The sequence below is a fragment of the Fictibacillus tiangongensis genome (assembly GCF_048083785.1).
Classification (GTDB): Bacteria; Bacillota; Bacilli; order Bacillales; family Fictibacillaceae; genus Fictibacillus.
Map to the genome: position 1 here is coordinate 524,775 of NZ_CP182294.1, position 21,366 is coordinate 546,140.

Here is a 21,366-nt window from a genome sequence, read left to right on the forward strand (position 1 = left end):
AAAAGCGGGATAATTAAGTCATAGGAGATGAGGGGATGTGAAGACGTGATATGAAAGTGTATATCAGAAAACTTGAATGAGATAAATTCCCAATAAATGCAAAATCCCCTCTACTAATAGAGGGGATGAAAGTTTAAATTAATATTTTGCTTTTTCCATTTTACGTTTCGCCAAATATGGACGGCCCCATACGATGTATGCTGCATAATGAGCAAAAACAACATTTGCGATGAATACGGTGATGAAGAAACTGTGTACGAATAAGCTTAAGCTATCATTAGCCATGAATAACACAACGTAAGTCCATAAAAGGGCGATGAACGGCGTTTGCCATAAGGCTAACTTACGACTATCATTCCATAAAAATAATGGTGTGGCAGTCGCTACGAATAAGTAAACCATAAAAACATCCATTACTAATCAACCCCTTGAAGTATTGTTTGCGCTTACAATTTTGACGAATTAGCGTCTAAATTGTGAACGATTTGTTACAATTAGTATACCACAATATCAGGAAAATGCTACATGGATTTGTACATTTTTTTGAAAATTCAAGTATTTACCCTAAAAAAAAATAACCCATAGCCTAGATAGGCTAATGGGTTATTTTAACTTAGTTCTTTATAAAGGATAACGCCAAAATCTCTCATTTTTTACCCAAGCCAGCATGGCAGGATCCTTATCAACGCTATCTACTAGCCATTGTGTTTGAGATCGATGTGCTTTGATGCAGTTCATTTTTTCCTCAAAAACATCCGAGATATCTGTCACAACATGTGGAGCTCCTAAGTCTTCCTCAGAATTTTTTGCAAAAGCAACACATAAGAGTTCCGGACGATCCATCTCTGGCATGCTTCCTACTGCACGTACAACTGCTCTCGCAGTAGCTTCATGATCTGGATGTACGCTATATCCTGGATAAAAAGTGATGAGACGTGTTGGTTTTACTTCGTCTATAACGGCCAAGAATTGATCAGCTAAAAATTTTTCATCTTCAAATTCTACCGTTTTATCACGTAATCCAAATTGTCGAAGATCTTGGATACCTACTGCGTCACAGGCATCTTTTAGCTCTTTTTGGCGAATAAGTGGAAGGGATTCACGAGTAGCAAATGGTGGATTTCCCATATTTCTGCCCATCTGACCGAGTGTTAAGCAGATATAAGTAACGGGTAATCCTTTTTTTGTGTGTTGTGCAATCGTCCCTGATACCCCGAACGCTTCATCGTCTGGGTGGGGGAAGATCACGAGTAAATGATCATCCAATTAAATAACCTCCTTATACATCAAATGGGGAAGAGCTCAATTGAAGAGCTACTGCAAGACGGCCTTCCGAATCATGTCCGGCCATCAGTAATCTTCCCTCATTGTCGATTTCCCAATGTGTTAAACCTTCTGCATAAATCCATCCTAGCTCAATTTTTAAACCTACACGGTAGGGGCCGCTCCCCATGATTTTTCCTGATAAGGGTGTTACTTTACCATTTCGAATATATGCGTTGACGGTTAGAACACTCTCGTTATTATGATTGGCATAAGCGCCATTGGTTGTTTCTAAATGTAGATAAAGTTCTTTTCCAATAAGCTGATCCAGTGTTTGCTGGACTTCGTTGGTTTGTATGAGCTGCATATCTTCACACTCCAGTGCAGAATAGATGTACTTATTATAATTCAAATTCTTAAATAACGTGTATGATATGCCTATCATTTTAAAAGCGGATCGTGAATGTCTGTGTAAGTAGTTGATTTCCGCTCCAGGTGCTCGCTTTCCGTGGGGCAGGCGATGAGCCACATTCGTACGTTTTACGTATAAGTGTCTCACCTAGCTAGTTGCAGTGGCTAGCCCCTCGAAGTCAAAAGTTAAATAGACCATTAAGGCAAAGAGCGCCTTACTGTTCCATTCACCTTTTGCTTGTCGGGGCTGGACGAGCCACTTCCACTTTTAAAACTGCCCACCTGTCCCACAGGAGTCTCGCACCCTGCGCTCCAATCAACTTGTCATCGAAGCAAAATAAAAGTATAAATCACTATAAAAATTTGTTTTAAGACTTGAAACTTGAAAGTATTTGGTCGGAGTAGTCACAAAGATTTTTTATAGAACAAAAAAGACCGATCAAAGATGATCAGTCTTCACTATTAATTATTTGTTTAATTTATCACGGTAAGCACCATGCCAAGTTGGTCCTACGTATTGGTTGATTTCAAATCCTGCTGCGATAGCTTCTGTAATGAAATCTTTTGCTGTTAAGATCGCTTCGCGTACTGGCTTTCCTTTAGCAAGTTCAGCTGTAATCGCTGCTGAGAACGTGCAGCCTGCGCCGTGCGTCCATGTTGTTTCAATTCTTTCAGATTCTAAAACTTCAAACTCTTGTCCATCATAAAGAACGTCAACAGCATTTTCGTGCTCTAGTTTTGCGCCGCCTTTAACGATTACATATTTAGCTCCATTCGCTTGAATCTTATGAGCAGCTTCCATCATCTGTTCAACTGTTGTGATCGGTTCCATACCCGCTAATTGTGCAGCTTCGAATAGATTTGGCGTTACAACAGTTGCTTTAGGTACCAAAACATTTTGAAGGGTACTCGCAAGTTCAGGGTGTAGAGGTTCTGCACCTTTACAAACCATAACAGGGTCTACTACAACGTTTTGAAGATCGTGTTTTTCGATGAGATCTGCTGTTATCTGGATAGCTTCCACGGATGCAAGCATGCCAGTCTTTAATGCATCAACACCAATTCCAGAAACAACCGTTTCTAATTGTGCTTTGAATAGATCGTTAGGAAGTAAGAATACTTCATGAAACCAATCACGATGTGGGTCTTGGGCAACCACAACATTTAGAGCAGTCATACCGTAAACGCCTAGCTCTTGAAAAGTTTTTAAATCAGCTTGAATACCAGCTCCACCGCTTGTATCTGATCCTGCAATCGTAAGTGCTTTTTTAGGTGACATCATAAAATCTCCTTTATTCTCGTTTCTCTATATGTAACAGATTATAGCAAAAAATAAGGAGAAAAGAAAAAGTAGCTGATCACGGTAAATTTCACCATATGATCGAAGTGATTGACATATTTGTATATACAGGTTAAATTATTTTTGTAAGATGTATATACAAGTTTGGTTTTTATGAAAACGCTTAGACACATTATAAGGGTGAACAAGTTTTCATTGAATGATAGTTAAGGGTATAGAGAGATATGGCTTTTTTTATCATGTGAAATGGAAACGGTTTCTAGGAGGGAACAGAATGAGCAAAATACGCGAATCAGCTGAACAAATCGTCGAAGCTCTCGGCGGTAAAGAAAATATATCAGCAGCCACTCACTGCGTAACGCGCCTTCGACTTGCTCTTAAAGACGAAGGGAAAGTAGACGAGAAGGCTTTAGAGAATATTGATCTTGTAAAAGGTTCTTTTTCTACAAACGGCCAATTTCAAGTCGTGATTGGGCAAGGAACGGTTGATAAGGTTTATAACGAGTTCATTGATATTACAGGTACAGGGCGGGCGTCAAAAGAAGATATAAAGGATGAGGCGAGTAAGAAGCTGAATCCACTCCAACGAGCGATTAAAGCATTAGCAGATATTTTTATCCCGATTCTTCCTGCGATCGTAACGGCAGGTCTACTGATGGGGATCAATAACATTCTGACTGGCCCAGGCATTTTTTATGATAAGAAATCATTTATTGATGTTCATCAGAACTGGGCTGATCTAGCAGGGATGATCAACTTGATCGCGAATACTGCTTTCGTGTTCTTACCTGGACTGATCGGTTGGTCAGCGGTTAAAAAGTTTGGTGGAAGTCCATTACTAGGTATCGTTCTCGGACTGATGCTTGTCCATCCAGATCTTTTGAACGCATGGGATTACGGAAAGACAAAAGACATTCCAACATGGAACTTATTCGGTCTACCCATTGAAAAGGTAGGTTATCAAGGTCAAGTGTTGCCGGTTCTCATCGCTTCTTACTTTTTAGCGAAAATAGAACTTTTTTTGAAAAAACGCATACCAGATGCCTTACAGCTATTATTGGTAGCTCCAATCACATTATTAGTAACAGGATTTTTAGCGTTTATCGTTATCGGACCAATCACGTTTACGATCGGTAATAGCATTACAGACTTTTTCGTGTCAATCTTTGATAATTTTGCATGGTTAGGCGGGTTGATCTACGGTGGTTTCTACTCCTTGCTCGTTGTTACAGGCATGCATCATACGTTCTTAGCAGTCGATCTGCAGCTTATTTCAAACACAGGTGGTACTTTTCTTTGGCCGATGCTTGCACTATCAAATATTGCACAAGGGTCTGCAGCGCTTGCGATATTTATGGCAACACGTGATGAAAAGCTTAAAGGACTCGCTGGAACGTCAGCATTATCAGCATATCTTGGAATCACTGAGCCTGCGATGTTCGGAGTGAACTTACGCTTCCGTTATCCGTTCATCTTCGCGATGATTGGTTCTGCTATCGCTGGGATCGTGATTACAGTTGCGGGCGTTCGTGCGTCATCCATTGGAGTAGGCGGTATTCCTGGATTCCTTTCCATCTTGCCAGGAAGCTGGGGATCATTCTTTATCGGAATGGGAATCGCACTTGTCGTACCGTTTGTATTAACGTACCTTTATGCAAAAGTAAAAAAATCGAAGTAAGACAATTAAACAAAAACGACCGGAATGGCACTATTTTATTTCCGGTTGTTTTCATTACTCTAACAAATATGGCGGTGAAAGTATGAAGAAGGAACCATGGTGGAAACGATCCGTTGTGTATCAAATCTATCCAAAAAGCTTTAACGATACTACAGGGAATGGAACAGGAGATATTGATGGAATCATAGAGAAGTTAGATTATCTTAAAGACTTAGGAGTAGATGTTCTATGGCTAACTCCGATCTATGACTCTCCTCAACGAGACAACGGATATGACATCCGGGACTATTACAATATCTTTGAAGATTATGGAACGATGGAGGACTTTGATCGTCTGCTTCAAGAGGCACACCAGAGAGATCTGAAGATCATTATGGATATCGTAGTGAACCATACAAGTACAGAGCATGAATGGTTTCAACAATCACGTCTGTCAAAAGATAATCCTTATCGTGATTTTTATATCTGGAAAGATTCTGTTGAAGATGGAGAGCCTTCAAATTGGGTTTCGAAATTTGGTGGATCCGCTTGGAAGCTCGATGAAGAGACCGGTCAATACTATCTCCACTTGTTTGATGTCACACAAGCGGATCTGAACTGGGAGAACACAGAAGTTCGTCAAAAAGTATACGAGATGATGAACTATTGGTTTGAAAAAGGGGTAGATGGCTTCCGTCTGGATGTGATCAACCTGATTTCAAAAAATCAAGAATTCCCTAATGATGATGGCTCTATAGCACCAGGTGATGGCCGGAAATTCTACACAGACGGACCGCGCGTGCACGAATTTATGCAAGAGATGAACAAGGAAGTGTTCTCAAAATATGATGTGCTCACAGTAGGTGAGATGTCATCCACAACGATTGATAATTGCATCAAGTATACGAATCCAGATCGAAATGAATTAAGCATGACTTTCAATTTTCATCACTTAAAAGTCGATTATCCGAAAGGCGAAAAATGGAGCATCGCTGATTTTGATTTTCAAAAATTAAAAGAAATACTTTCGACTTGGCAAGTGGAGATGCATAAGGGTGGTGGATGGAACGCGTTATTCTGGTGCAACCACGATCAACCGCGAATCGTATCACGCTACGGGGATGACGGTGAATACCGTGTACAATCAGCCAAGATGCTTGCGACTACGATTCATTTGATGCAAGGAACACCTTATATCTATCAAGGCGAAGAGTTTGGGATGACAAATCCAAAGTTTACGAAGATCGACCATTACCGTGATGTTGAGTCGTTAAACATGTTCAATCTATTGAAGGAAAAAGGTTATACCGACGAGGAAGTACTAGAGATTCTTAAACATAAATCACGTGATAATTCTCGTACACCAGTTCAATGGAATGATAGTGAAAATGCTGGTTTTACTACAGGGGAACCTTGGATACCGGCTGCGTCAAACTTTAAAGAAATTAATGCTGAGGCAGCCGTAAATAATGAAAATTCTATTTTCTATCATTATCAAAAGCTCAATAGATTGAGAAAAGAACTAGATATAATCACATATGGCGATTATCAATTGATTCTTGAAGATCATCCTGAAATTTTCGCTTATGTCCGAAACGCTGACAATGGGGAAAAACTCCTTGTCGTGAATAATTTTTATGACAAGAGCACAGATTTTACATTGCCAAAATCCATTGATCTTAAAGGTCTATCAAGAGAAGTATTAATCAGTAATTATGAAGATACACCAGAAGACATTTCTTCTTTTTCATTACGACCGTATGAATCTGTCGTTTTTCACTTAAAAAAATAATGCTACACTATGTATGGTGAATAATGATGAGAAAAAATAAATTTCAAGAAATCTATCAGGAAATATCTGCACAAATTCAAGAGGGTGTCATAAAGGCTAATACGCAGCTTCCTTCCGAGCATGATTTAGCAGAACAATACGAAACATCGAGGGAGACTGTCAGAAAGGCACTAAACCTTCTATCGCAAAACGGTTTCATACAGAAAATCCGTGGTAGAGGATCGATCGTTCTCGAGACAAACAAATTTAGCTTTCCTGTTTCGGGGTTAGTAAGTTTTCAAGAGTTGTCAGAGTCTATGGGAAAAAACAGTGTAACGACTGTTCATGAATTTGGTTTGATCGAGCCGGATGAGTTTCTTCAACAGCAGCTCCAGACAGAACATGAAGAGCTTACTTGGAAAGTGATTCGTTCCCGCGAGCTTGACGGAGAGACGATCATTTTGGACAAAGATTATTTTCTGAAAAAGTACGTACCAAAGCTCACGAAAGAAATTGCGGAACAATCTATCTACGCTTATCTAGAGAATGAGTTAGGTCTGAAGATCAGTTTTGCAAAAAAAGAAATTGTCGTTGAAGTTTGTACGGAAGAAGATAAAGAGTTGTTAGATCTAGGTCGGTTTGAGCATATTGTTGTCGTAAAAAACTATGTGTATCTAGAAGATGCGAGCCTTTTTCAATACACAGAATCTCGTCACCGACTCGATCGTTTCCGATTTGTCGATTTTGCAAGACGGGGAAGATGAACATTAAAGCAGTCAAATACACATTAAGAAACGCAGAGGACATGTACATCCTCTGCGTTTTTATTGGTTAAAATCCATTTGGATCATCACCGCTATTCCAATTGCTACCGATTTCACCTTGTCTTACACTAGGGTCTACACTATGGGCATGTTTATCATTTCTTTTCTTTCTTTTGTAATCTATGATAAAAGCTAATACAAAGATACCGATGATGAAAAGTAGCAGCCACCACAAAGCAAATACCCCCTTTTTTATAAGTAAATCCTCAAGCCTAATTCATATCTCCAACATAAGTAAGTTTACATTTTTTCGATTGGCTTTTCTCTTTAATCAATGGAATAATCTCTCGGGGATAGTAATTGTATTCTGATAGCCGATCAATTGGCAGCCACTGGATCTCTAATTGAGTAGAATCTGGAGAAAGCGGCTGAAAGTGTTGTGGAACTTTCTTTAAGAAAGCTTCGAATATATGCTCTACAATATGTATTCGGTCCTCATCTTTTTGATTCTCAACGTGATTTTTGCTGATGAACTCCCGAACCCATAACAATGGACCAACTTCTACTTCTACACCAAGTTCTTCTAAACACTCTCGAATCACTGCGTTTGATAAAGTCTCGTTAAAATCCTGCCCTCCACCAGGTATAACATATTTCGCTTCATCTTTATTTCCTTTTTTTATTGTTAGTACATGATGCTCATGAATGATTAATGCTTTTACTGAACTTCTAATTCTGTTCATATGATCAGCCTCCATACTGTACTTTTCTTTAATTTACCATGTCTGTAATGTTGACAGCTTCTGTAAAGTTAGTTAGTATTATAACAGTTGCTAACACGCTTCAACGCGTAAAAGCGTTTAAGTAAATAAGTGTGAGAAGATGAACGGAGAGATTTACATGAAAAAAGAAATGAAATTACCGGTGGCTCTTGGATTGTTTACAATGATTTTTGCTGTGATGTTCACGAGTCTCGTGTATATAAAAGTTGAACCGCATATTCCTTTGTTAGCCTGCTTAATCTTATTGGGTGCAGTAGGAGCTGTCTTTGGCGCACCTTGGAAGACGATAGAAAAAGGAATATTGAAAGGAATCATAGCAGGATTGCAGCCGATCATGATTCTTTTAACAGTAGGACTTGTTATTGCCAGCTGGATGTTAAGTGGAACAGTTCCAACATTATTATTTTACGGAATGGATATCATTCAGCCTGAATGGTTTGCAGTAAGTGCTCTTATCATTACCGTTATTGTTTCGTCTTTTACAGGAAGTTCTTTTACAACAGTTGGAACAGTAGGGGTAGCATTGATGGGTATCAGTCACGTGCTTGGAGTCAATCCAGCATTGGCTGCAGGAGCCATTGTTTCTGGAGCGTGTTTCGGCGATAAAATGTCCCCATTGTCAGACTCAACAAACTTTGCACCAGGTGTTGTTGGCGTGAATATGTTTGAACATATTCGACATATGATGTGGACTACTGTCCCGGCATTCATCCTGACTGCAATTGCCTTTTTCGTACTTGGTGGAAGTGGAGGCAATGCGAATCTTCAAGAGATCAAAGAGATTCAGTCAGTGCTTTCAAACGAGTTCCCAATTCATCTATTAACTCTCATTTCACCAGTTGTTGTACTAGTTTTGGCGTTTCGTAAACTGCCAATCATACCTATCCTTTTAGCTGGTGTAACGGTGTCAATCATCGTAGGGTTTTTCTTAGTACCAGACCTGACATTGCAAAAAGTTATTAATACTATGCAAAATGGTCTGCAAACGCAGACAGGGAATGAAACAGTAGATACCATCGTTAATAAAGGCGGATTAATGTCCATGATGTGGTCGATCTCACTTGTACTGATCGCATTAGGATTAGGTGGAGTCATCCAAGCGTTAGGAATGTTTGATCTATTGTTTGGAGCTATAAAGAACACTACTCAAAAAGCGAGCAAGCTAATTGCAACTACCTTAGCATCTTCAGTAGGAATCAATTTACTAGCAGGCGAAATGTACCTTTCCATCCTGTTGCCAGGTCAGGCGTTGAAGGACGCTTATATTAAATCTGGGGTTCCATTAAAGAACTTGTCTAGAACGGTAGAAGATGGAGGTACACTTGTAAACCCACTCGTTCCTTGGAGTGTGAGTGGTGCATTCTTTGCATCAACATTAGGTGTATCAGTTATCGAATACATTCCATACGCATTATTCTTATGGCTGTCCCCTATGTTTACATTACTTCTGGCTTACACAGGTTGGAGTATTGGACAAAAAAAAACGAATTCATTAAATAATGATCACACAGCAGCATAATGATATAGAAAACTTTTGAGAAGCATCTCGTTAGATGCTTCTCTTTCTTTTGACAAATATAAGATAAAATATTATCATTATCGATAACAATAATAAAAAGGATGATTCTGTATCATGCAAAGCAAAGCAGATTTTATTTTGCATCCTGTTCGAATGAAGATTATACAACACCTCTCAAAAGGTCCGGCTACTGTAATGGAACTAAAAGAATGGGTATCTGAAGTTCCGCAGGCCACACTATATAGGCATTTAAATCTTCTTAGTAAGAATGAGATCATTTATGTGGTTCAAGAAAAAAAAATACGTGGTGCTGTAGAGCGGACTTATGCTATGAATCAAAACTCAACATATATAACCGCAGAAGAGGCAGCCAATTTGTCTAAAGAAGAGCACATGAAAATGTTTATGACGTTTGTATCTACTGTAACTGGCGAAGTGGAAGCTTACTTTAACGGTAATACGGATCTTAAAACAGATATTTTTGGTTATAATCAGTTGGATCTTTATTTAAATGATGAAGAGTGGGAAGAACTGAGTCAGGGAATGCAAGAACTCATCGGCAAATATGTACCAAACAGACCTGCAAAACATAAAAAGAAGGTTAAACTTGTTCAGATGTTAGTGCCTGAACCTAAGAAGAACAGTTAAAAAGAGGAAACACTGATATATTTTGCAGGATGCATTATAATGTAAATATCAAAAACCAAAACATAAATACCGTTATCAATAATGATAATATTCATTTAATATTAAATTAAAGTTAGGTGATAGAACATGAACATGACTAAATTTTATAGAAATCTATTTGAATTGAACGGCCATCCCGTTGTGGCACGATCATTAAAGAAATTTGCACAATCTAAAGCAAGTAAACCTTTCATCCCTTCATTCGTGAAACTATATAAAATAAACATTAACGAAGCGACAAGGGAGCTTAAAGAATATCATTCTCTTCATGATGTTTTTATTCGTGATCTAAGACCAGATGCTCGCCCTGTTCCATCAGAAGCTCATGCATTTGTTAGTCCTTGTGACGCTGTGTTATCCGTAGTCGATCATCTTACAGAAGAGAGCCGTTTTACTGTAAAAGGACAAGAATATACGATTGCTGAATTGTTAGGTTCTGAATCAGAAGCGAAGAAATACAGCGGGGGACAAGTATTTGTTTTTTATTTAAGTCCAACAGATTATCATCAAGTTCATGTTCCGGTGGATGCTGAAGTTGAATCTGTCTACACGCTAGGAAAAGAAGCAGCTCCAGTCAACGAAATTGGACTGCTTCATGGACTTCGACCTTTAACACGTAATTACAGATTAGTTACTCAAATGAATGCAAGCGGACAACCTCTTGCACATGTTATGGTAGGTGCTTTGAATGTAAATACGATTGAACGCACAAATCATGAGTCGGTTGTAAAAAGAGGAGATTCTTTTGGGTATTTTTCGTTTGGTTCTACTGTTGTTTTGTGTATTCCAAAAGGGGCTTTGAAGTTCACAGGCAAAAAAGGCAAGGTTAAGATGGGTGAGCTTCTTGGTGAATGGATTCCAAAAGAAGTTTAATTATCAAACTAAAAAGCTGTTTCAATTTACTTAGTAGCTCTGATAGCAGTTGATCTCCGCTCCAGGTTGCTCGCTTTCCATGGGGCGACCGGTGAGCCTCCTTGCCTAGTTGCAGTGACTAGCCCCTCGAGGTCAAAAGTTAAACGGTCAAGAAGGCAAAGTGCGCTTTCATAGCCCATTCACCTTTTGCTTGTCGGGGCTGAACGAGTCACTTCCACTTTTCGGTCTGACCGCTCGTCCCATAGGAGTCTCGCACCATGCGCTACAATCAACTTGCATAGGAAGAGAAAAACATAAAAACAACCTTTTGCTAAACTTCTAATTGATAACGGAACGGTTTTAGGATGAGTATATTAATTTAGTAAATAAAACATCACATAAGAAAAAGGATAAAACTTCTCGTCATCGCGAGTTAGTTTTATCCTTCTTCTGTTTCAGTTTTCCCTCACATTAAGCTGCGAGTTCTTTTTTATTTTCCTGAACTTCTTTTTTCAGCATACCAGCAATAAATGCGGTAACGATTGAACCAATCAAAATCGCTAGTACGTATAGTAAAGGATTTCCGTTCACGATTGGAATTACGAACGCGCCTCCATGTGGTGCTGGAAGTCCAATTCCGAATACCATCGATAATGCACCAGCTACAGCGGAACCGATCACAGCGGCTGGGATTACACGACCAGGATCGGCAGCAGCAAATGGAATAGCACCTTCAGTAATAAAGGAAGCTCCCATAATGTAATTTGTCTTACCTGCTTCACGCTCCGCTTTTGTATATTTCTTTTTAAACAATGTTGTTGATAGTGCGAGTCCAAGCGGTGGAACCATGCCGCCAGCCATAATAGCTGCATGAGGTGCAAAGTTACCTGCATCGATCATCGCGATACCGAATGTGAAAGCTGCTTTATTGATTGGTCCACCCATATCGACGGCCATCATTCCGCCTAGGATTAAACCTAAGAATACGAGATTTCCAGTGCCCATGCCTTTTAACCACATCGTTAATGCGTCGTTCAATGCTTTAACTGGTTCAATCACAATGAACATCATGATCAGACCGGTTAGAAGGATGCCGAATAATGGGTAAAGAAGAACAGGTTTGATTCCTTCTAATGACTGAGGTAAGCTGCTAAACAGCTTTTTTAATCCAAGAACTAGATATCCTGCTAAGAAACCAGCAATCAGTCCACCAAGGAAACCTGCTCCGCCTGTTGCGGCCATGAATCCTCCGACCATACCTGGAGCAAATCCTGGACGATCTGCGATACTCATCGCAATAAAACCAGCTAAAACAGGGATCATGAGAGCGAACGCGTTACCGCCGCCAATCGTGCTTAGTGCTTCAGCGATCGGATGATAAGATGGATCTTTCGGATCAGCTGCATTAATCCCGAAAATAAACGAGATCGCAATTAGAATTCCTCCACCAACAACGAAGGGAAGCATGTTGGACACACCGTTCATCAAGTGTTTATAAAACCCAGATCTTCCTGGCGAAGCATTTTTCTTCTCTTCAACATTCGATGTTTCTCCGTTACTCTTATAAACAGGAGCATCTTGATCTAACGCCTGCTGAATGAGCTGTTGAGGCTTTCGGATCCCTTGAGCTACCGGAACTTGAATCACATGTTTACCGTTGAAGCGTTCCAACTCAACTTGTTTATCTGCAGCGACTATAATCGCATGAGCTTCTTCAATATCCTCTTTCGTAAGTGCATTTTTAATTCCGCTCGAACCATTTGTTTCTACTTTTAAGTTAACGTCCATTTCCTTCGCTTTTGCTTTTAGCGCATCAGCTGCCATATACGTATGAGCAATACCTGTAGGGCAAGCTGTAACGGCTAGGATCTTTTGTTTAGAAGAAGAGGTAGGGTTTTCTTCTTTTTCCATCTCTTTTTCTTTTGCGTCGATCGCGTCTAGAATTTCTTTTTCCGTTTCTGCGGATTCAAGACTTTTTCTAAAGTTAGGGTCCATTAAAAAGCTTGAAAGTCTGGAAAGTGTCGCTAAATGATCGTTGTTAGCGCCTTCATATGCGGCGATCATAAAGAAAAGATGTGCATTCTGGCCATCCAAGGATTCATAATCGATGCCATCGGTTGAACGCCCGAAAGCGATGGCAGGCTCGCTAACCGCATTCGTTTTTGCGTGTGGTATGGCTATTCCTTCTCCGATTCCTGTCGTACTTTGGTTTTCTCTTGCTAATATAGCTTCTTTATATGCTTTTTTATCATTCAGTTTTCCAGCTGAATAGAGTTTTTCGATCAGTTCATCTATGACGGCTACTTTAGATTGAGACTGTAAGTTTAATAAGATTGTATCTTTGGTTAATACATCTGTAATTTTCATCTAAATTCCTCCTCATTACCGTATTTCTTCTATAACGATCTGTTTCCGTAAAGATTCTACTTGTTCTAATGTGCAGAGATCTTCTGAAAAAGCAGTAGCACTTCCTGCCGCAATCCCATATTGGAACGCGGTAGAGAAGTCGCGTTCTTGGGTAACCTGAGAAAGAAACCCCGCTACAACAGAATCACCAGCACCTACTGAATTTTTAACGGTTCCAACCGGTACGTTTGATAACAGAACGGTATCTTGGTTGAGAAAGATCGCTCCATCTCCAGCCATCGAAACGATGACATTCTGTACACCGGCTTCCAATAGCTTCTTACCATAAAAAACAGCATCTTCTTTACTGTGCACGGTTGTTTGAAAAAGTTCTCCCAGTTCGTGGTGATTAGGTTTGATTAAAAATGGCTGGTACGAAAGGGTGTTTCGAAGCGCTTCTCCAGCAGCATCAATAACAACATGAACGCCATTGTCCTTACATTTCTTAGCAATCTCGGCATAAAAATTCTCAGAGATTGATGGTGGAATGCTTCCAGCAAGAAGAAGGAAATCACCTTTACTCATGTTATCAATTCTTTGAATTAAATTTTGCTGATTTTCTTTAGAGATAACAGGTCCTTGACCATTGATCTCCGTTTCTTTATGAGACTTGAGCTTTACATTAATTCTTGTAACTTCTGAAACATTTATAAAATCATGCTGAATGTTATCTCGTGTTAAAAAGTCTTTGATAAAAGCCCCTGTAAACCCACCAGTGAAACCAAGTGCAGTACTTTCAATCCCAAGGTGTTTCAGAACGCGTGAAACGTTGATTCCTTTTCCTCCGGGATAAACAAAAGTATCTGACGTACGGTTTAACTGTCCTTCTTTAAAATCCTCCACACGAGCTACATAATCAATGGATGGATTCAGTGTGCAAGTATAAATCATGATGTCACAACCCTTATTTCTGTCTTGTCTTGAAAATCATAGATGACGTCATCATCAATATCGTCCGTTATAATGATCGCCTCACTTAGTTCTGCTGCTTTTGAGAAAGAAGTCTCGTGAAACTTCGTATGATCAGCTAGTATGAATGCTTTTTGTGAAAGCGAGATCGCTAAACTTTTAACTGCTGCCTCTTCGGGATCTGGTGTAGTGAAACCGGCTTCGATGTGAATGCCGTTCATTCCAAGAAATACCTTGTCGAACCGATAGGCACTTAAACTTTTTATCGCACTGCTTCCTACAAGTGCTTTCGTTTTAGATTTAACGAGTCCGCCTATTAAGTACGTTTTAATCTCGTGTTCACTTAACGCTTCAAGGTGTGAGATGGCATTCGTTACAACAGTGATCTCTTTGTTCTTTAGATGAGGAATCATCCTTAGTGTTGTTGTACCTGCATCGAGATAGATGCAATCCCCAGTCTCAACTAAATCACAAGCATATTGTGCAATTTTTTCTTTTTCTAAAGCGTTTCTCTCGGATTTTTCAAAAACGCTCAATTCTTCGCTTTTTTGGTGAGTAAGTGATGCCCCGCCATGTACGCGTTTTAACTTCTTTTCTCTCTGCAACTGACTTAGATCTCTGCGTATCGTTGATTCAGAGGACGCTGTCGCTTCTACGAGTTCTTGTATAGTTACAACTGACTTTTCGCCTAATACTTCAATAATCTTACGATGTCTTTCAGGTGTAAGCATCCTGACACCTCCAAATGTTCTCTATCTTTGACATCATTGTAACGTAAGCCCTTACATTTTTCAATCACAAACAACCAAAAATAATCAAAAACAATCATAACCAAAGTATTCCATTTCCTTTGGTATAATGGGGGTACATAAAAAGCTGAAGGTTGTGAGAAGCGTGAGTAGTATTGAATTACATACAGATTATCCAAAAACGAGGGTGACTTTAGCAGAGGATCTTAGATCATTAGGACTGAAAAAAGGAATGACCGTTATCGTTCACTCTAGCTTTAAGTCACTAGGTTGGGTTGTAGGAGGACCTGTTGCAGTTGTACAAGCGTTAATGGACGTTATTACAGAAGAAGGAACATTAGTTATGCCTACACATACGGCTCATTATTCTGATCCGGCAGGGTGGCTGAATCCACCGGTTCCAAAGGAGTGGTGGCCGACAATCATAGAAGAGATGCCTGCGTTTGATCCAGCTGTAACACCGACATACTTTATGGGAGCGATTGTAGAAGCATTTCGCACGTTTCCGGGTGTTCTAAGAAGCAATCATCCGACAGACTCTTTTGCTGCATGGGGCAAAAATAAAGAAACGATCATAAACAATCATTCAGTGGATTTCGGTTTAGGCGAACAGTCACCTCTTGGAAGAGTTTACGAACTTCAGGGTCATGTTCTTCTGCTAGGTGTAGGCTATGATTCGAATACCTCCATGCACTTAGCCGAACATCGCGTACCGTCACCAATTACAGAACAAAATGCAGGCCCATTTTTTAGCGATGGAAAAAGAGTATGGAAGTCGTTCACTCATATTTCTTATCGAGAAGAATTGTTCGAAGAGATTGGAGAGGTGTACGAGCGAAATAGTTATCCTGTCAGAAAAGGAAAAGTAGGGATGGCTGTTTGTCGATTGATTCCACAGAAAGAACTGGTGGATTTTACGCAGAAATGGCTATGTGAGTATGACCAAAGTAATAAACCGATTGAGCATGCTTAATATTGTGAAAAGAAGGGTATGTTTAGTAGCAAATCCAATGAAATGAGGGAATTGCGATGAGGCGTTCCGTTCCAGCCACAATTATTTCATTCATAGTCGGTATCATTCAGCTAATCTTAATTTTACGTTTTATTTTTCTACTGTTTAATGCAAATGAAGGAGCAGCTTTCGCACAGCTTATATACGGTCTGAGCCAACCGCTTCTTTTACCATTTGCAGCGATTTTTCCAAACATCGAACTCGCCAATGGATTCGTGATCGAATTGTCTACGATTGTTGCAATCATAGTGTATGGGGTAGTCGGCATGCTGCTGAAAAGGCTATTCTCAGTAAGAAAAGCAGATCACGTTCATCGTGAAACAGTTATTAGAGAAGAACCTGTTATCCGAGACGAGGCAACGACTAGAGAAAAGAGAATCATACGAGAAGAAAAAAGATAGAACTAAAAAAGCGTACACCGCTCGTTAGGTGTACGTATTTTTTATGTCATGTTAATTAGAAGAAAAAAGAAGATGAGAAGTAGATCATCTTCTTTTTTGCTCGAGGATTGTTGCCCTTGAATTTTTTTCTTCACTTCATTGCAAGTTGATTGGAGTGGAAGGTGCGAGACTCCTGCGGGACAGGTGGGCAGGTGAGACACTTAGTGGCGCAAAGCGGCAAGTGGCTCACCGCCTGCCCCGCGGAAAGCGAGCAACCTGGAGCGGAAATTAACTACATCCAATCTCAGCATCGAATGTGGTAAAAGCTATTAAAATTCTTTAATATTATGCAATCGTAATAACTTCATATGTAGTAGATAGTTCTACAAAATGTGCCATTCCTGAAATTTCTCCAGCCGCAAGCTCATTTTCTACGTTATAGTGATCAACACATGTCTTGCATGCGAACACTTTAACACCCTTATCTTCTATTTCTTTTAGATGCAGTGAACATAAAGACTGCTCTGTGAGGCAATAAACACCACGATTCATGAAAAAGATCGCAGCTGGAAGGTCAGATTGCTGCTTCAAAACCGTAAAATACGTTTCCATTACGTTTTCTCCAAGAGCAGGATCGTTACCAGTACCAAATGAATCAGTTGTTACAAGAATGATTTTGTTCTGCACGTCAAATCACGCCTCTCTCATATTCTTTTGGCGTTAGCCAATATCTTTGTGTGAATTATACCACGCTTGGTTTAAACAAAGTCAGAGTTTGTTATGCTAGAAAAAGGAGGATGATGGTTATGAATGAATCACTTTTTAACGTTATCGAAAAAGAAGAAGGACGGCGAGCAACCTTTGAAGTCCTTGAATATAAGCAGTTGCCTATAACTAGTGCAGGGTCAAGTTCTTCATACTACGCCAAAGAAACGGGAATATCGTTAAAACAAGTTCGGATCACATTGCGCCAAGGAGCGGTACAAGCTGAAGCGGGAGCTTTGCAGTTTATGAAAGGTGATCTTGGTTTGAAAAGCAATGCTGGTGGAGTGGGAGGGTTCATGAAGAAGATGGCTTCCAATATCTTAACGGAAGAATCTCTGTTTAAACCATTATATGAAGGTACCGGAGAAATTTATTTAGAGCCCTCGTATGGTCATTACTTATTATTAAACTTAAACGACGAAGAAGTTGTTGCAGATCGCGGAATGTTCTATGCGGCAGAACCGTCTGTGCAATTGGGTGTAGCTAGACAAAAACTAACGTCTTCTATAAAAGGAGAGGACGGACTGTTTCAAACGAGATTAAGAGGCTCAGGATTTTGTGTGCTTCAGAGTCCAGTTCCGCTTCAGCAGATCATGAAGATACAGCTTCATGATGAAAAACTGCAAGTGGATGGGAACTTTGCGCTCTTAAGAAAAGGGGATATCGATTTCTCTGTAAAACGAGCATCCTCTTCAATCATCGGATCTGCAACAAGCGGTGAAGGTTACTTGCACGTTTTTGAAGGAACCGGCGAGGTGTGGATCGCGCCTACACTAGGAAGATAAAAGAAATGCTGACAAAAAAGGATGGATATATGCCTTTTCTGTCAGCATTTTTTATAGGTATTAATATACATAAGAAAACGAAATGTTGCACCTACTCTTCAAACTGCCCGTTGTTGTTAACTACATTGGCAGTATTGTTAGCATTACTGTCTTTCTCAACACTATCACTTGAATTAGTCACGACTTGTATAGGTACAGTCGGATTCATAACTTCTCCGCCATTTTTGTTAACGGAAATGGTTAAGATGCCATTCGTATATTGTGCTTTAACATCTTCGTTTCGAAACATGAAAGGCAGTTGGACGAATCGCTCTGTTCGTTTCATTGCCTTTCTTTGTTGAAAGTGCCCCGTCCGTTTATTTTTTGTTGACCGTACTTCTTCGCGTTGTGCTTTAATCTGAAGTCCTTGATTGAGGATTTCAATCTGAAGGTCTTCAGGATTATAGTCTTTTAGATTTGCACGAATCTTGTAGTCGTCTGCTGTTTCTTCTGTATCCACTTCAAACGACATCTGGTCTGCAAATTTCTCGAACTGATTGAGCCCTTTGTTGACGTATTGTTCAAAAGAATTTAGCCAGTCATCCATAGAACGGTTATTAAAAAAAGGCATCATAGGACCTTTGCCTAACATCTTTATACCCCCTAAGCATTGCCGGCATTATTGGAATCGAAAATATCAGGATCTAAAGTATTTGTTGCATTAACTACGTTTGTTGTTTGTATAAAATTCCCTGTGTTTCCTCCGCCAGAGCCGTTGTATCCTTTGCCTGTTGATTTGGGATTGATGACGAGCGTATCACCAAAATTCACAACCCCTTCTGCCGCATTAATATTAATAGGAGCTACAATTAAACAGGGCACTTTTAGCACCTCCCTTTTTCAAGAAAAAATAACGATTGTGACGTCGTCCTTTACAGATAAGTTATGTAGGTAGAAGCCTAATGGTGAATAGAAGCGTTTAGGCACAAAAGATTGGGCGGATGCATAACATGTGAGAAGTACTTGAAAGTGGGGATGAACGTATATGCCAGCAATTGTGGGATCTGTATCAGTAAACTCCATATCGAGCGGCAGCGTTTTTCATGTGGGAGACGTCCAGACCATCTGTCCAGTCAGTTACGCAAAAACGTATGCAGGTGCTGGATCTTTCAATACAGGGGATAATCTTCGTCTGGAGAACGGCTATAATGTTACGTTTACACAAGACCCTGATGTAAATGACAGCAATGCGGCAGCAAATTTTTAAACGACAAGCAAATTCCTTAGGTAGTAGGCATACATCTAACTAAGGAGCTGATTGTATGAATGAAGAGAGCAACTATTACTTGAGTAAGCTTCAACAGATGATCCTCGATCAGAATGATAAGATAAGGGACTTAGAAGATCAGATAAAAGCTTTAAAGAAACAAGTGAGCGACCTGTCGTCCCAACCTCAAAACATTGAATATAAGTTTGATCAATTAAAGATAGAAAAGCTCGAAGGTACCCTGCACATTGGGCTTGGGTCTTCAGATGACAGCAAAGACTTGATCGAACAGTTCAATATTGGTCAGAATACCCTTCAGATGCCAGGAAAGATGGAAAGAAGTACGATCGAAAATCCAAACTACCGAGAGATGATTCAAGTGATGGATGGTTTCTTTGAAAAAGAAGCTCCTGTTTATTTAAAGTCACTTGAAAGCAAAATGAACATTCCGTTAGACGAACCTTATCGAATCTTCATCTTAGAAGATGTACAGCGGCAAGTTCCAGGACGGATCAAACACTATCTCACAAAATATGAACCAAAAGACGAGCGTGGCAGAAGAGATATCATTCAAAAAACAAAAGAGGACATCTATCGTGGTATCGAGACGTTTATCGTACATTTACGAGATTCAAAGTCTACTGGAGGGGATGAGAGTGAAATTTTGCGTAACCAATCATGAGTTGTATGTAGGAGAGATTCACATAATCGGTGTAGGGTTATCGTCAGTCGTATTAATCGGAGACACAGATTGTATCAGTCTAGGATCTGCATTCGACACACCTCCGGAATCTTTAGTCTTAGGTACATCACTTGTTCCTCTATAGAGGTGTATGATGTATCGGACATCTGTCGTTGATTGCATCCTATTAAATTCTCTTGCTAACTCCGGTGTTTTGCAAACAGGAGATACTGACAAGATCAATAGCTTTTCTGCAGCATTAGCGATCCAGAGAGAAAGTACAAAGTTTGGAACGTTCAATGTTCCATACAGCAAATACAAAGTTTTCTCACAGCCCGTATTAGTTCCGGTTTGCCCGGTTTATAAGGTAAAGCAAACGTATCATGCGAACCCATTTATTAGAGTTGGAAAAATAGATATTCTTGGGGTGTCCAGTTCATCAATTCTTCATATTGGATCGGTTAACGATATTAAACTTCAATCTCGAGTGAAGCATGTTCGTAATTTCTTAACGAATCCTAATCCGGAAAGTGAGGAGGAGGAAACATGAATCTTTTTGTTAGTCAGACGATCGTTATTCAACAGATAAGAGTGGATGGCATACAAAACTCATCTGTGCTCCAAATAGGAAGCGCCGGGGTTATACAGCCAATATCGCAATTATTTAACACAGGCGGTTTTACAGGTCCTGCCCCTCAGATTCCGGATCCGGATACTGCTCCTTCTGTTCCTTTAGGGCCGCCTTCATAAGAGGTGATTGAATTGGACACTTGGAAACAAATGATGGACTGGAAAAGGATGGCCGAAGAATATTTTGGTGATCAGTTCTTTACACCGAATCAAAATCAAAGATCGAATAACCATCAGAATAATGAGAGTCCTCTTTGCAACATCTATGACACACCGCAGGAAATTTGCTGTGTATTGGCGCTGCCTGGTTTGAACCGAACAGAGGATGTTGAAGTTATGGTTGACCCGTTCAAGCTGACTGTACAAGGAAAGTTATCACTGACGTTAGATTCCTATCATTTAAGTTCAGAGGAATTTCAACTCGGGGCATTTAATCGGGAGATTCATTTGCCAGAAAAAGTTCTTCAAGAGCCTGTGCAGGCTTTTTATCGAAAAGGGTTATTATTCATTCGCTTATTAAAAGATACACGACCTGGAGCGAATCAGCGAAAGGTAAACTTAAACTGGGTGCAAGAATAGCGAGCGTGGTCTTGACGGCTGGATATGAACTACCTTACAATACAGGAAAACAACGGAAGGAACAGGTGTATACGTCCAATGCGCAATTAATCTGATTTTAGCCATTTACTTGAATAAAAAGTAGAACGCTAGATAGGATTTCTCTGCCCATTTTTAGGACTTCATTACAGGCCTGTTTTTTTGTTGCAAAAAAACGTGTTGTTGCGTGTTTTTTTGT

At 39.9% G+C, this 21,366-nt stretch carries 27 protein-coding genes; 15 read left to right on the top strand and 12 right to left on the bottom strand.

The genetic code is table 11. From position 1 onward, the window contains the following. Positions 1–138 precede the first annotated feature (138 nt). The 4 genes from ACNJYY_RS02935 to pdxK all read right to left on the bottom strand — a co-directional run bounded on the left by ACNJYY_RS02935 (position 139) and on the right by pdxK (position 2,953). Complete coding sequence (locus ACNJYY_RS02935) at positions 139–414, bottom strand: spore morphogenesis/germination protein YwcE (protein ID WP_066243203.1); 276 nt, start codon at positions 412–414, stop codon at positions 139–141. 207 nt (positions 415–621) lie between these two features. Further along, positions 622–1,266 (bottom strand): bacillithiol biosynthesis deacetylase BshB2, encoded by a 645-nt coding sequence (gene bshB2, locus ACNJYY_RS02940; protein ID WP_144704049.1) that lies wholly within the window; start codon positions 1,264–1,266, stop codon positions 622–624. A gap of 13 nt (positions 1,267–1,279) precedes the next feature. After that, complete coding sequence (locus ACNJYY_RS02945) at positions 1,280–1,630, bottom strand: YojF family protein (RefSeq protein ID WP_191754540.1); 351 nt, start codon at positions 1,628–1,630, stop codon at positions 1,280–1,282. A gap of 510 nt (positions 1,631–2,140) precedes the next feature. Next, a complete protein-coding gene (gene pdxK, locus ACNJYY_RS02950) occupies positions 2,141–2,953 on the bottom strand; it encodes a pyridoxine/pyridoxal/pyridoxamine kinase (protein ID WP_144704497.1) in 813 nt (270 codons plus the stop codon). Between the two features lie 295 nt (positions 2,954–3,248). Between pdxK and treP the strand changes: the two genes are divergently transcribed. From treP to treR, 3 genes are all read left to right on the top strand, one after another. After that, positions 3,249–4,652 carry a PTS system trehalose-specific EIIBC component gene (treP, locus tag ACNJYY_RS02955; RefSeq protein ID WP_416730502.1) on the top strand — a complete coding sequence of 468 codons (1,404 nt, stop codon included), beginning with the start codon at positions 3,249–3,251 and terminating at the stop codon, positions 4,650–4,652. 82 nt (positions 4,653–4,734) lie between these two features. After that, positions 4,735–6,423 carry an alpha,alpha-phosphotrehalase gene (gene treC / locus ACNJYY_RS02960; protein ID WP_416730503.1) on the top strand — a complete coding sequence of 563 codons (1,689 nt, stop codon included), beginning with the start codon at positions 4,735–4,737 and terminating at the stop codon, positions 6,421–6,423. Between the two features lie 26 nt (positions 6,424–6,449). Beyond that, positions 6,450–7,166, top strand: coding sequence for a trehalose operon repressor (treR, locus tag ACNJYY_RS02965; protein ID WP_416730504.1), 717 nt, complete (start codon positions 6,450–6,452; stop codon positions 7,164–7,166). A gap of 67 nt (positions 7,167–7,233) precedes the next feature. On the opposite strand, the gene ACNJYY_RS02970 is transcribed toward treR, so the two are convergent. Beyond that, positions 7,234–7,401, bottom strand: coding sequence for a hypothetical protein (locus tag ACNJYY_RS02970; RefSeq protein ID WP_416730505.1), 168 nt, complete (start codon positions 7,399–7,401; stop codon positions 7,234–7,236). A gap of 37 nt (positions 7,402–7,438) precedes the next feature. Beyond that, on the bottom strand, positions 7,439–7,909 hold the full coding sequence (locus ACNJYY_RS02975) for an NUDIX domain-containing protein (RefSeq protein WP_416730506.1): 471 nt from the start codon (positions 7,907–7,909) through the stop codon (positions 7,439–7,441). 157 nt (positions 7,910–8,066) lie between these two features. Between ACNJYY_RS02975 and nhaC the strand changes: the two genes are divergently transcribed. The 3 genes from nhaC (at position 8,067) to ACNJYY_RS02990 (ending at position 11,027) form a co-directional block, all read left to right on the top strand. After that, entirely contained in the window at positions 8,067–9,467 is a 1,401-nt protein-coding gene (nhaC, locus tag ACNJYY_RS02980; RefSeq protein ID WP_416730507.1) for a Na+/H+ antiporter NhaC, read from the top strand. A 114-nt stretch (positions 9,468–9,581) separates the two neighbouring features. Next, positions 9,582–10,115: a helix-turn-helix domain-containing protein gene (locus ACNJYY_RS02985; RefSeq protein WP_416730508.1), complete on the top strand. Its 534-nt coding sequence runs from the start codon at positions 9,582–9,584 to the stop codon at positions 10,113–10,115. A gap of 126 nt (positions 10,116–10,241) precedes the next feature. Next, positions 10,242–11,027 carry a phosphatidylserine decarboxylase gene (locus ACNJYY_RS02990; protein WP_416730509.1) on the top strand — a complete coding sequence of 262 codons (786 nt, stop codon included), beginning with the start codon at positions 10,242–10,244 and terminating at the stop codon, positions 11,025–11,027. A 450-nt stretch (positions 11,028–11,477) separates the two neighbouring features. On the opposite strand, the gene ACNJYY_RS02995 is transcribed toward ACNJYY_RS02990, so the two are convergent. From ACNJYY_RS02995 to ACNJYY_RS03005, 3 genes are read right to left on the bottom strand one after another with little or no spacing between them, the layout of a single operon-like run. Next, on the bottom strand, positions 11,478–13,373 hold the full coding sequence (locus tag ACNJYY_RS02995; RefSeq protein WP_416730510.1) for a PTS fructose transporter subunit IIABC: 1,896 nt from the start codon (positions 13,371–13,373) through the stop codon (positions 11,478–11,480). A gap of 15 nt (positions 13,374–13,388) precedes the next feature. After that, a complete protein-coding gene (gene pfkB, locus ACNJYY_RS03000; RefSeq protein WP_416730511.1) occupies positions 13,389–14,303 on the bottom strand; it encodes a 1-phosphofructokinase in 915 nt (304 codons plus the stop codon). Continuing rightward, a complete protein-coding gene (locus ACNJYY_RS03005) occupies positions 14,300–15,052 on the bottom strand; it encodes a DeoR/GlpR family DNA-binding transcription regulator (protein ID WP_416730512.1) in 753 nt (250 codons plus the stop codon). The genes pfkB and ACNJYY_RS03005 overlap by 4 nt, the downstream gene beginning before the upstream one ends. A 163-nt stretch (positions 15,053–15,215) precedes the next feature. On the opposite strand from ACNJYY_RS03005, the gene ACNJYY_RS03010 reads away from it, so the two are divergent. Next, positions 15,216–16,043: an aminoglycoside N(3)-acetyltransferase gene (locus ACNJYY_RS03010; protein WP_416730513.1), complete on the top strand. Its 828-nt coding sequence runs from the start codon at positions 15,216–15,218 to the stop codon at positions 16,041–16,043. Positions 16,044–16,099: 56 nt separating this feature from the next. Next, the gene (locus ACNJYY_RS03015; RefSeq protein WP_416730514.1) at positions 16,100–16,483 is read left to right on the top strand and encodes a YggT family protein; all 384 of its coding nucleotides are present in this window, start codon (positions 16,100–16,102) and stop codon (positions 16,481–16,483) included. Between the two features lie 324 nt (positions 16,484–16,807). Here ACNJYY_RS03015 and ACNJYY_RS03020 read toward each other — a convergent pair whose 3' ends face one another. Beyond that, positions 16,808–17,149: a DsrE family protein gene (locus ACNJYY_RS03020; protein WP_416730515.1), complete on the bottom strand. Its 342-nt coding sequence runs from the start codon at positions 17,147–17,149 to the stop codon at positions 16,808–16,810. Between the two features lie 119 nt (positions 17,150–17,268). On the opposite strand from ACNJYY_RS03020, the gene ACNJYY_RS03025 reads away from it, so the two are divergent. After that, the gene (locus ACNJYY_RS03025) at positions 17,269–18,012 is read left to right on the top strand and encodes an AIM24 family protein (RefSeq protein ID WP_416730516.1); all 744 of its coding nucleotides are present in this window, start codon (positions 17,269–17,271) and stop codon (positions 18,010–18,012) included. Between the two features lie 91 nt (positions 18,013–18,103). Here ACNJYY_RS03025 and ACNJYY_RS03030 read toward each other — a convergent pair whose 3' ends face one another. Then, a complete protein-coding gene (locus ACNJYY_RS03030; RefSeq protein ID WP_416730517.1) occupies positions 18,104–18,643 on the bottom strand; it encodes an Hsp20/alpha crystallin family protein in 540 nt (179 codons plus the stop codon). 11 nt (positions 18,644–18,654) lie between these two features. Beyond that, positions 18,655–18,873, bottom strand: coding sequence for a spore germination protein (locus ACNJYY_RS03035; protein WP_066391061.1), 219 nt, complete (start codon positions 18,871–18,873; stop codon positions 18,655–18,657). A 163-nt stretch (positions 18,874–19,036) separates the two neighbouring features. Here ACNJYY_RS03035 and ACNJYY_RS03040 point away from each other — a divergent pair, with 163 nt between their 5' ends. From ACNJYY_RS03040 to ACNJYY_RS03065, 6 genes are read left to right on the top strand one after another with little or no spacing between them, the layout of a single operon-like run. Then, positions 19,037–19,258: a spore germination protein gene (locus ACNJYY_RS03040; RefSeq protein ID WP_066391062.1), complete on the top strand. Its 222-nt coding sequence runs from the start codon at positions 19,037–19,039 to the stop codon at positions 19,256–19,258. A gap of 55 nt (positions 19,259–19,313) precedes the next feature. Next, entirely contained in the window at positions 19,314–19,940 is a 627-nt protein-coding gene (gerPC, locus tag ACNJYY_RS03045; protein ID WP_416730518.1) for a spore germination protein GerPC, read from the top strand. Beyond that, entirely contained in the window at positions 19,909–20,085 is a 177-nt protein-coding gene (locus ACNJYY_RS03050; protein WP_144703998.1) for a spore gernimation protein GerPD, read from the top strand. The genes gerPC and ACNJYY_RS03050 overlap by 32 nt, the downstream gene beginning before the upstream one ends. Before the next feature lie 6 nt (positions 20,086–20,091). Beyond that, positions 20,092–20,490: a spore germination protein GerPE gene (locus ACNJYY_RS03055; RefSeq protein ID WP_416730519.1), complete on the top strand. Its 399-nt coding sequence runs from the start codon at positions 20,092–20,094 to the stop codon at positions 20,488–20,490. Continuing rightward, positions 20,487–20,690 carry a spore germination protein GerPB gene (locus tag ACNJYY_RS03060; RefSeq protein ID WP_066391066.1) on the top strand — a complete coding sequence of 68 codons (204 nt, stop codon included), beginning with the start codon at positions 20,487–20,489 and terminating at the stop codon, positions 20,688–20,690. Before ACNJYY_RS03055 ends, ACNJYY_RS03060 begins: the two co-directional genes overlap by 4 nt. Positions 20,691–20,702: 12 nt before the next feature. After that, positions 20,703–21,149: an Hsp20/alpha crystallin family protein gene (locus ACNJYY_RS03065; protein ID WP_416730520.1), complete on the top strand. Its 447-nt coding sequence runs from the start codon at positions 20,703–20,705 to the stop codon at positions 21,147–21,149. Positions 21,150–21,366: the final 217 nt, after the last annotated feature.

Bases quoted from the DNA above. Each gene is read 5' to 3' on its own strand.
- ACNJYY_RS03030 (WP_416730517.1), bottom strand. From the start codon at position 18,643: ATGTTAGGCAAAGGTCCTATGATGCCTTTTTTTAATAACCGTTCTATG.
- ACNJYY_RS02945 (WP_191754540.1), bottom strand. From the start codon at position 1,630: ATGCAGCTCATACAAACCAACGAAGTCCAGCAAACACTGGATCAGCTT.
- ACNJYY_RS03015 (WP_416730514.1), top strand. From the start codon at position 16,100: ATGAGGCGTTCCGTTCCAGCCACAATTATTTCATTCATAGTCGGTATC.
- ACNJYY_RS02995 (WP_416730510.1), bottom strand. From the start codon at position 13,373: ATGAAAATTACAGATGTATTAACCAAAGATACAATCTTATTAAACTTA.
- ACNJYY_RS03050 (WP_144703998.1), top strand. From the start codon at position 19,909: ATGAGAGTGAAATTTTGCGTAACCAATCATGAGTTGTATGTAGGAGAG.
- ACNJYY_RS02985 (WP_416730508.1), top strand. From the start codon at position 9,582: ATGCAAAGCAAAGCAGATTTTATTTTGCATCCTGTTCGAATGAAGATT.
- treP (WP_416730502.1), top strand. From the start codon at position 3,249: ATGAGCAAAATACGCGAATCAGCTGAACAAATCGTCGAAGCTCTCGGC.
- ACNJYY_RS03060 (WP_066391066.1), top strand. From the start codon at position 20,487: ATGAATCTTTTTGTTAGTCAGACGATCGTTATTCAACAGATAAGAGTG.
- pdxK (WP_144704497.1), bottom strand. From the start codon at position 2,953: ATGTCACCTAAAAAAGCACTTACGATTGCAGGATCAGATACAAGCGGT.
- ACNJYY_RS02935 (WP_066243203.1), bottom strand. From the start codon at position 414: ATGGATGTTTTTATGGTTTACTTATTCGTAGCGACTGCCACACCATTA.
- ACNJYY_RS02975 (WP_416730506.1), bottom strand. From the start codon at position 7,909: ATGAACAGAATTAGAAGTTCAGTAAAAGCATTAATCATTCATGAGCAT.
- ACNJYY_RS03005 (WP_416730512.1), bottom strand. From the start codon at position 15,052: ATGCTTACACCTGAAAGACATCGTAAGATTATTGAAGTATTAGGCGAA.
- pfkB (WP_416730511.1), bottom strand. From the start codon at position 14,303: ATGATTTATACTTGCACACTGAATCCATCCATTGATTATGTAGCTCGT.
- ACNJYY_RS02990 (WP_416730509.1), top strand. From the start codon at position 10,242: ATGAACATGACTAAATTTTATAGAAATCTATTTGAATTGAACGGCCAT.
- ACNJYY_RS03040 (WP_066391062.1), top strand. From the start codon at position 19,037: ATGCCAGCAATTGTGGGATCTGTATCAGTAAACTCCATATCGAGCGGC.
- nhaC (WP_416730507.1), top strand. From the start codon at position 8,067: ATGAAAAAAGAAATGAAATTACCGGTGGCTCTTGGATTGTTTACAATG.
- ACNJYY_RS03025 (WP_416730516.1), top strand. From the start codon at position 17,269: ATGAATGAATCACTTTTTAACGTTATCGAAAAAGAAGAAGGACGGCGA.
- gerPC (WP_416730518.1), top strand. From the start codon at position 19,314: ATGAATGAAGAGAGCAACTATTACTTGAGTAAGCTTCAACAGATGATC.
- treR (WP_416730504.1), top strand. From the start codon at position 6,450: ATGAGAAAAAATAAATTTCAAGAAATCTATCAGGAAATATCTGCACAA.
- treC (WP_416730503.1), top strand. From the start codon at position 4,735: ATGAAGAAGGAACCATGGTGGAAACGATCCGTTGTGTATCAAATCTAT.
- ACNJYY_RS03055 (WP_416730519.1), top strand. From the start codon at position 20,092: ATGATGTATCGGACATCTGTCGTTGATTGCATCCTATTAAATTCTCTT.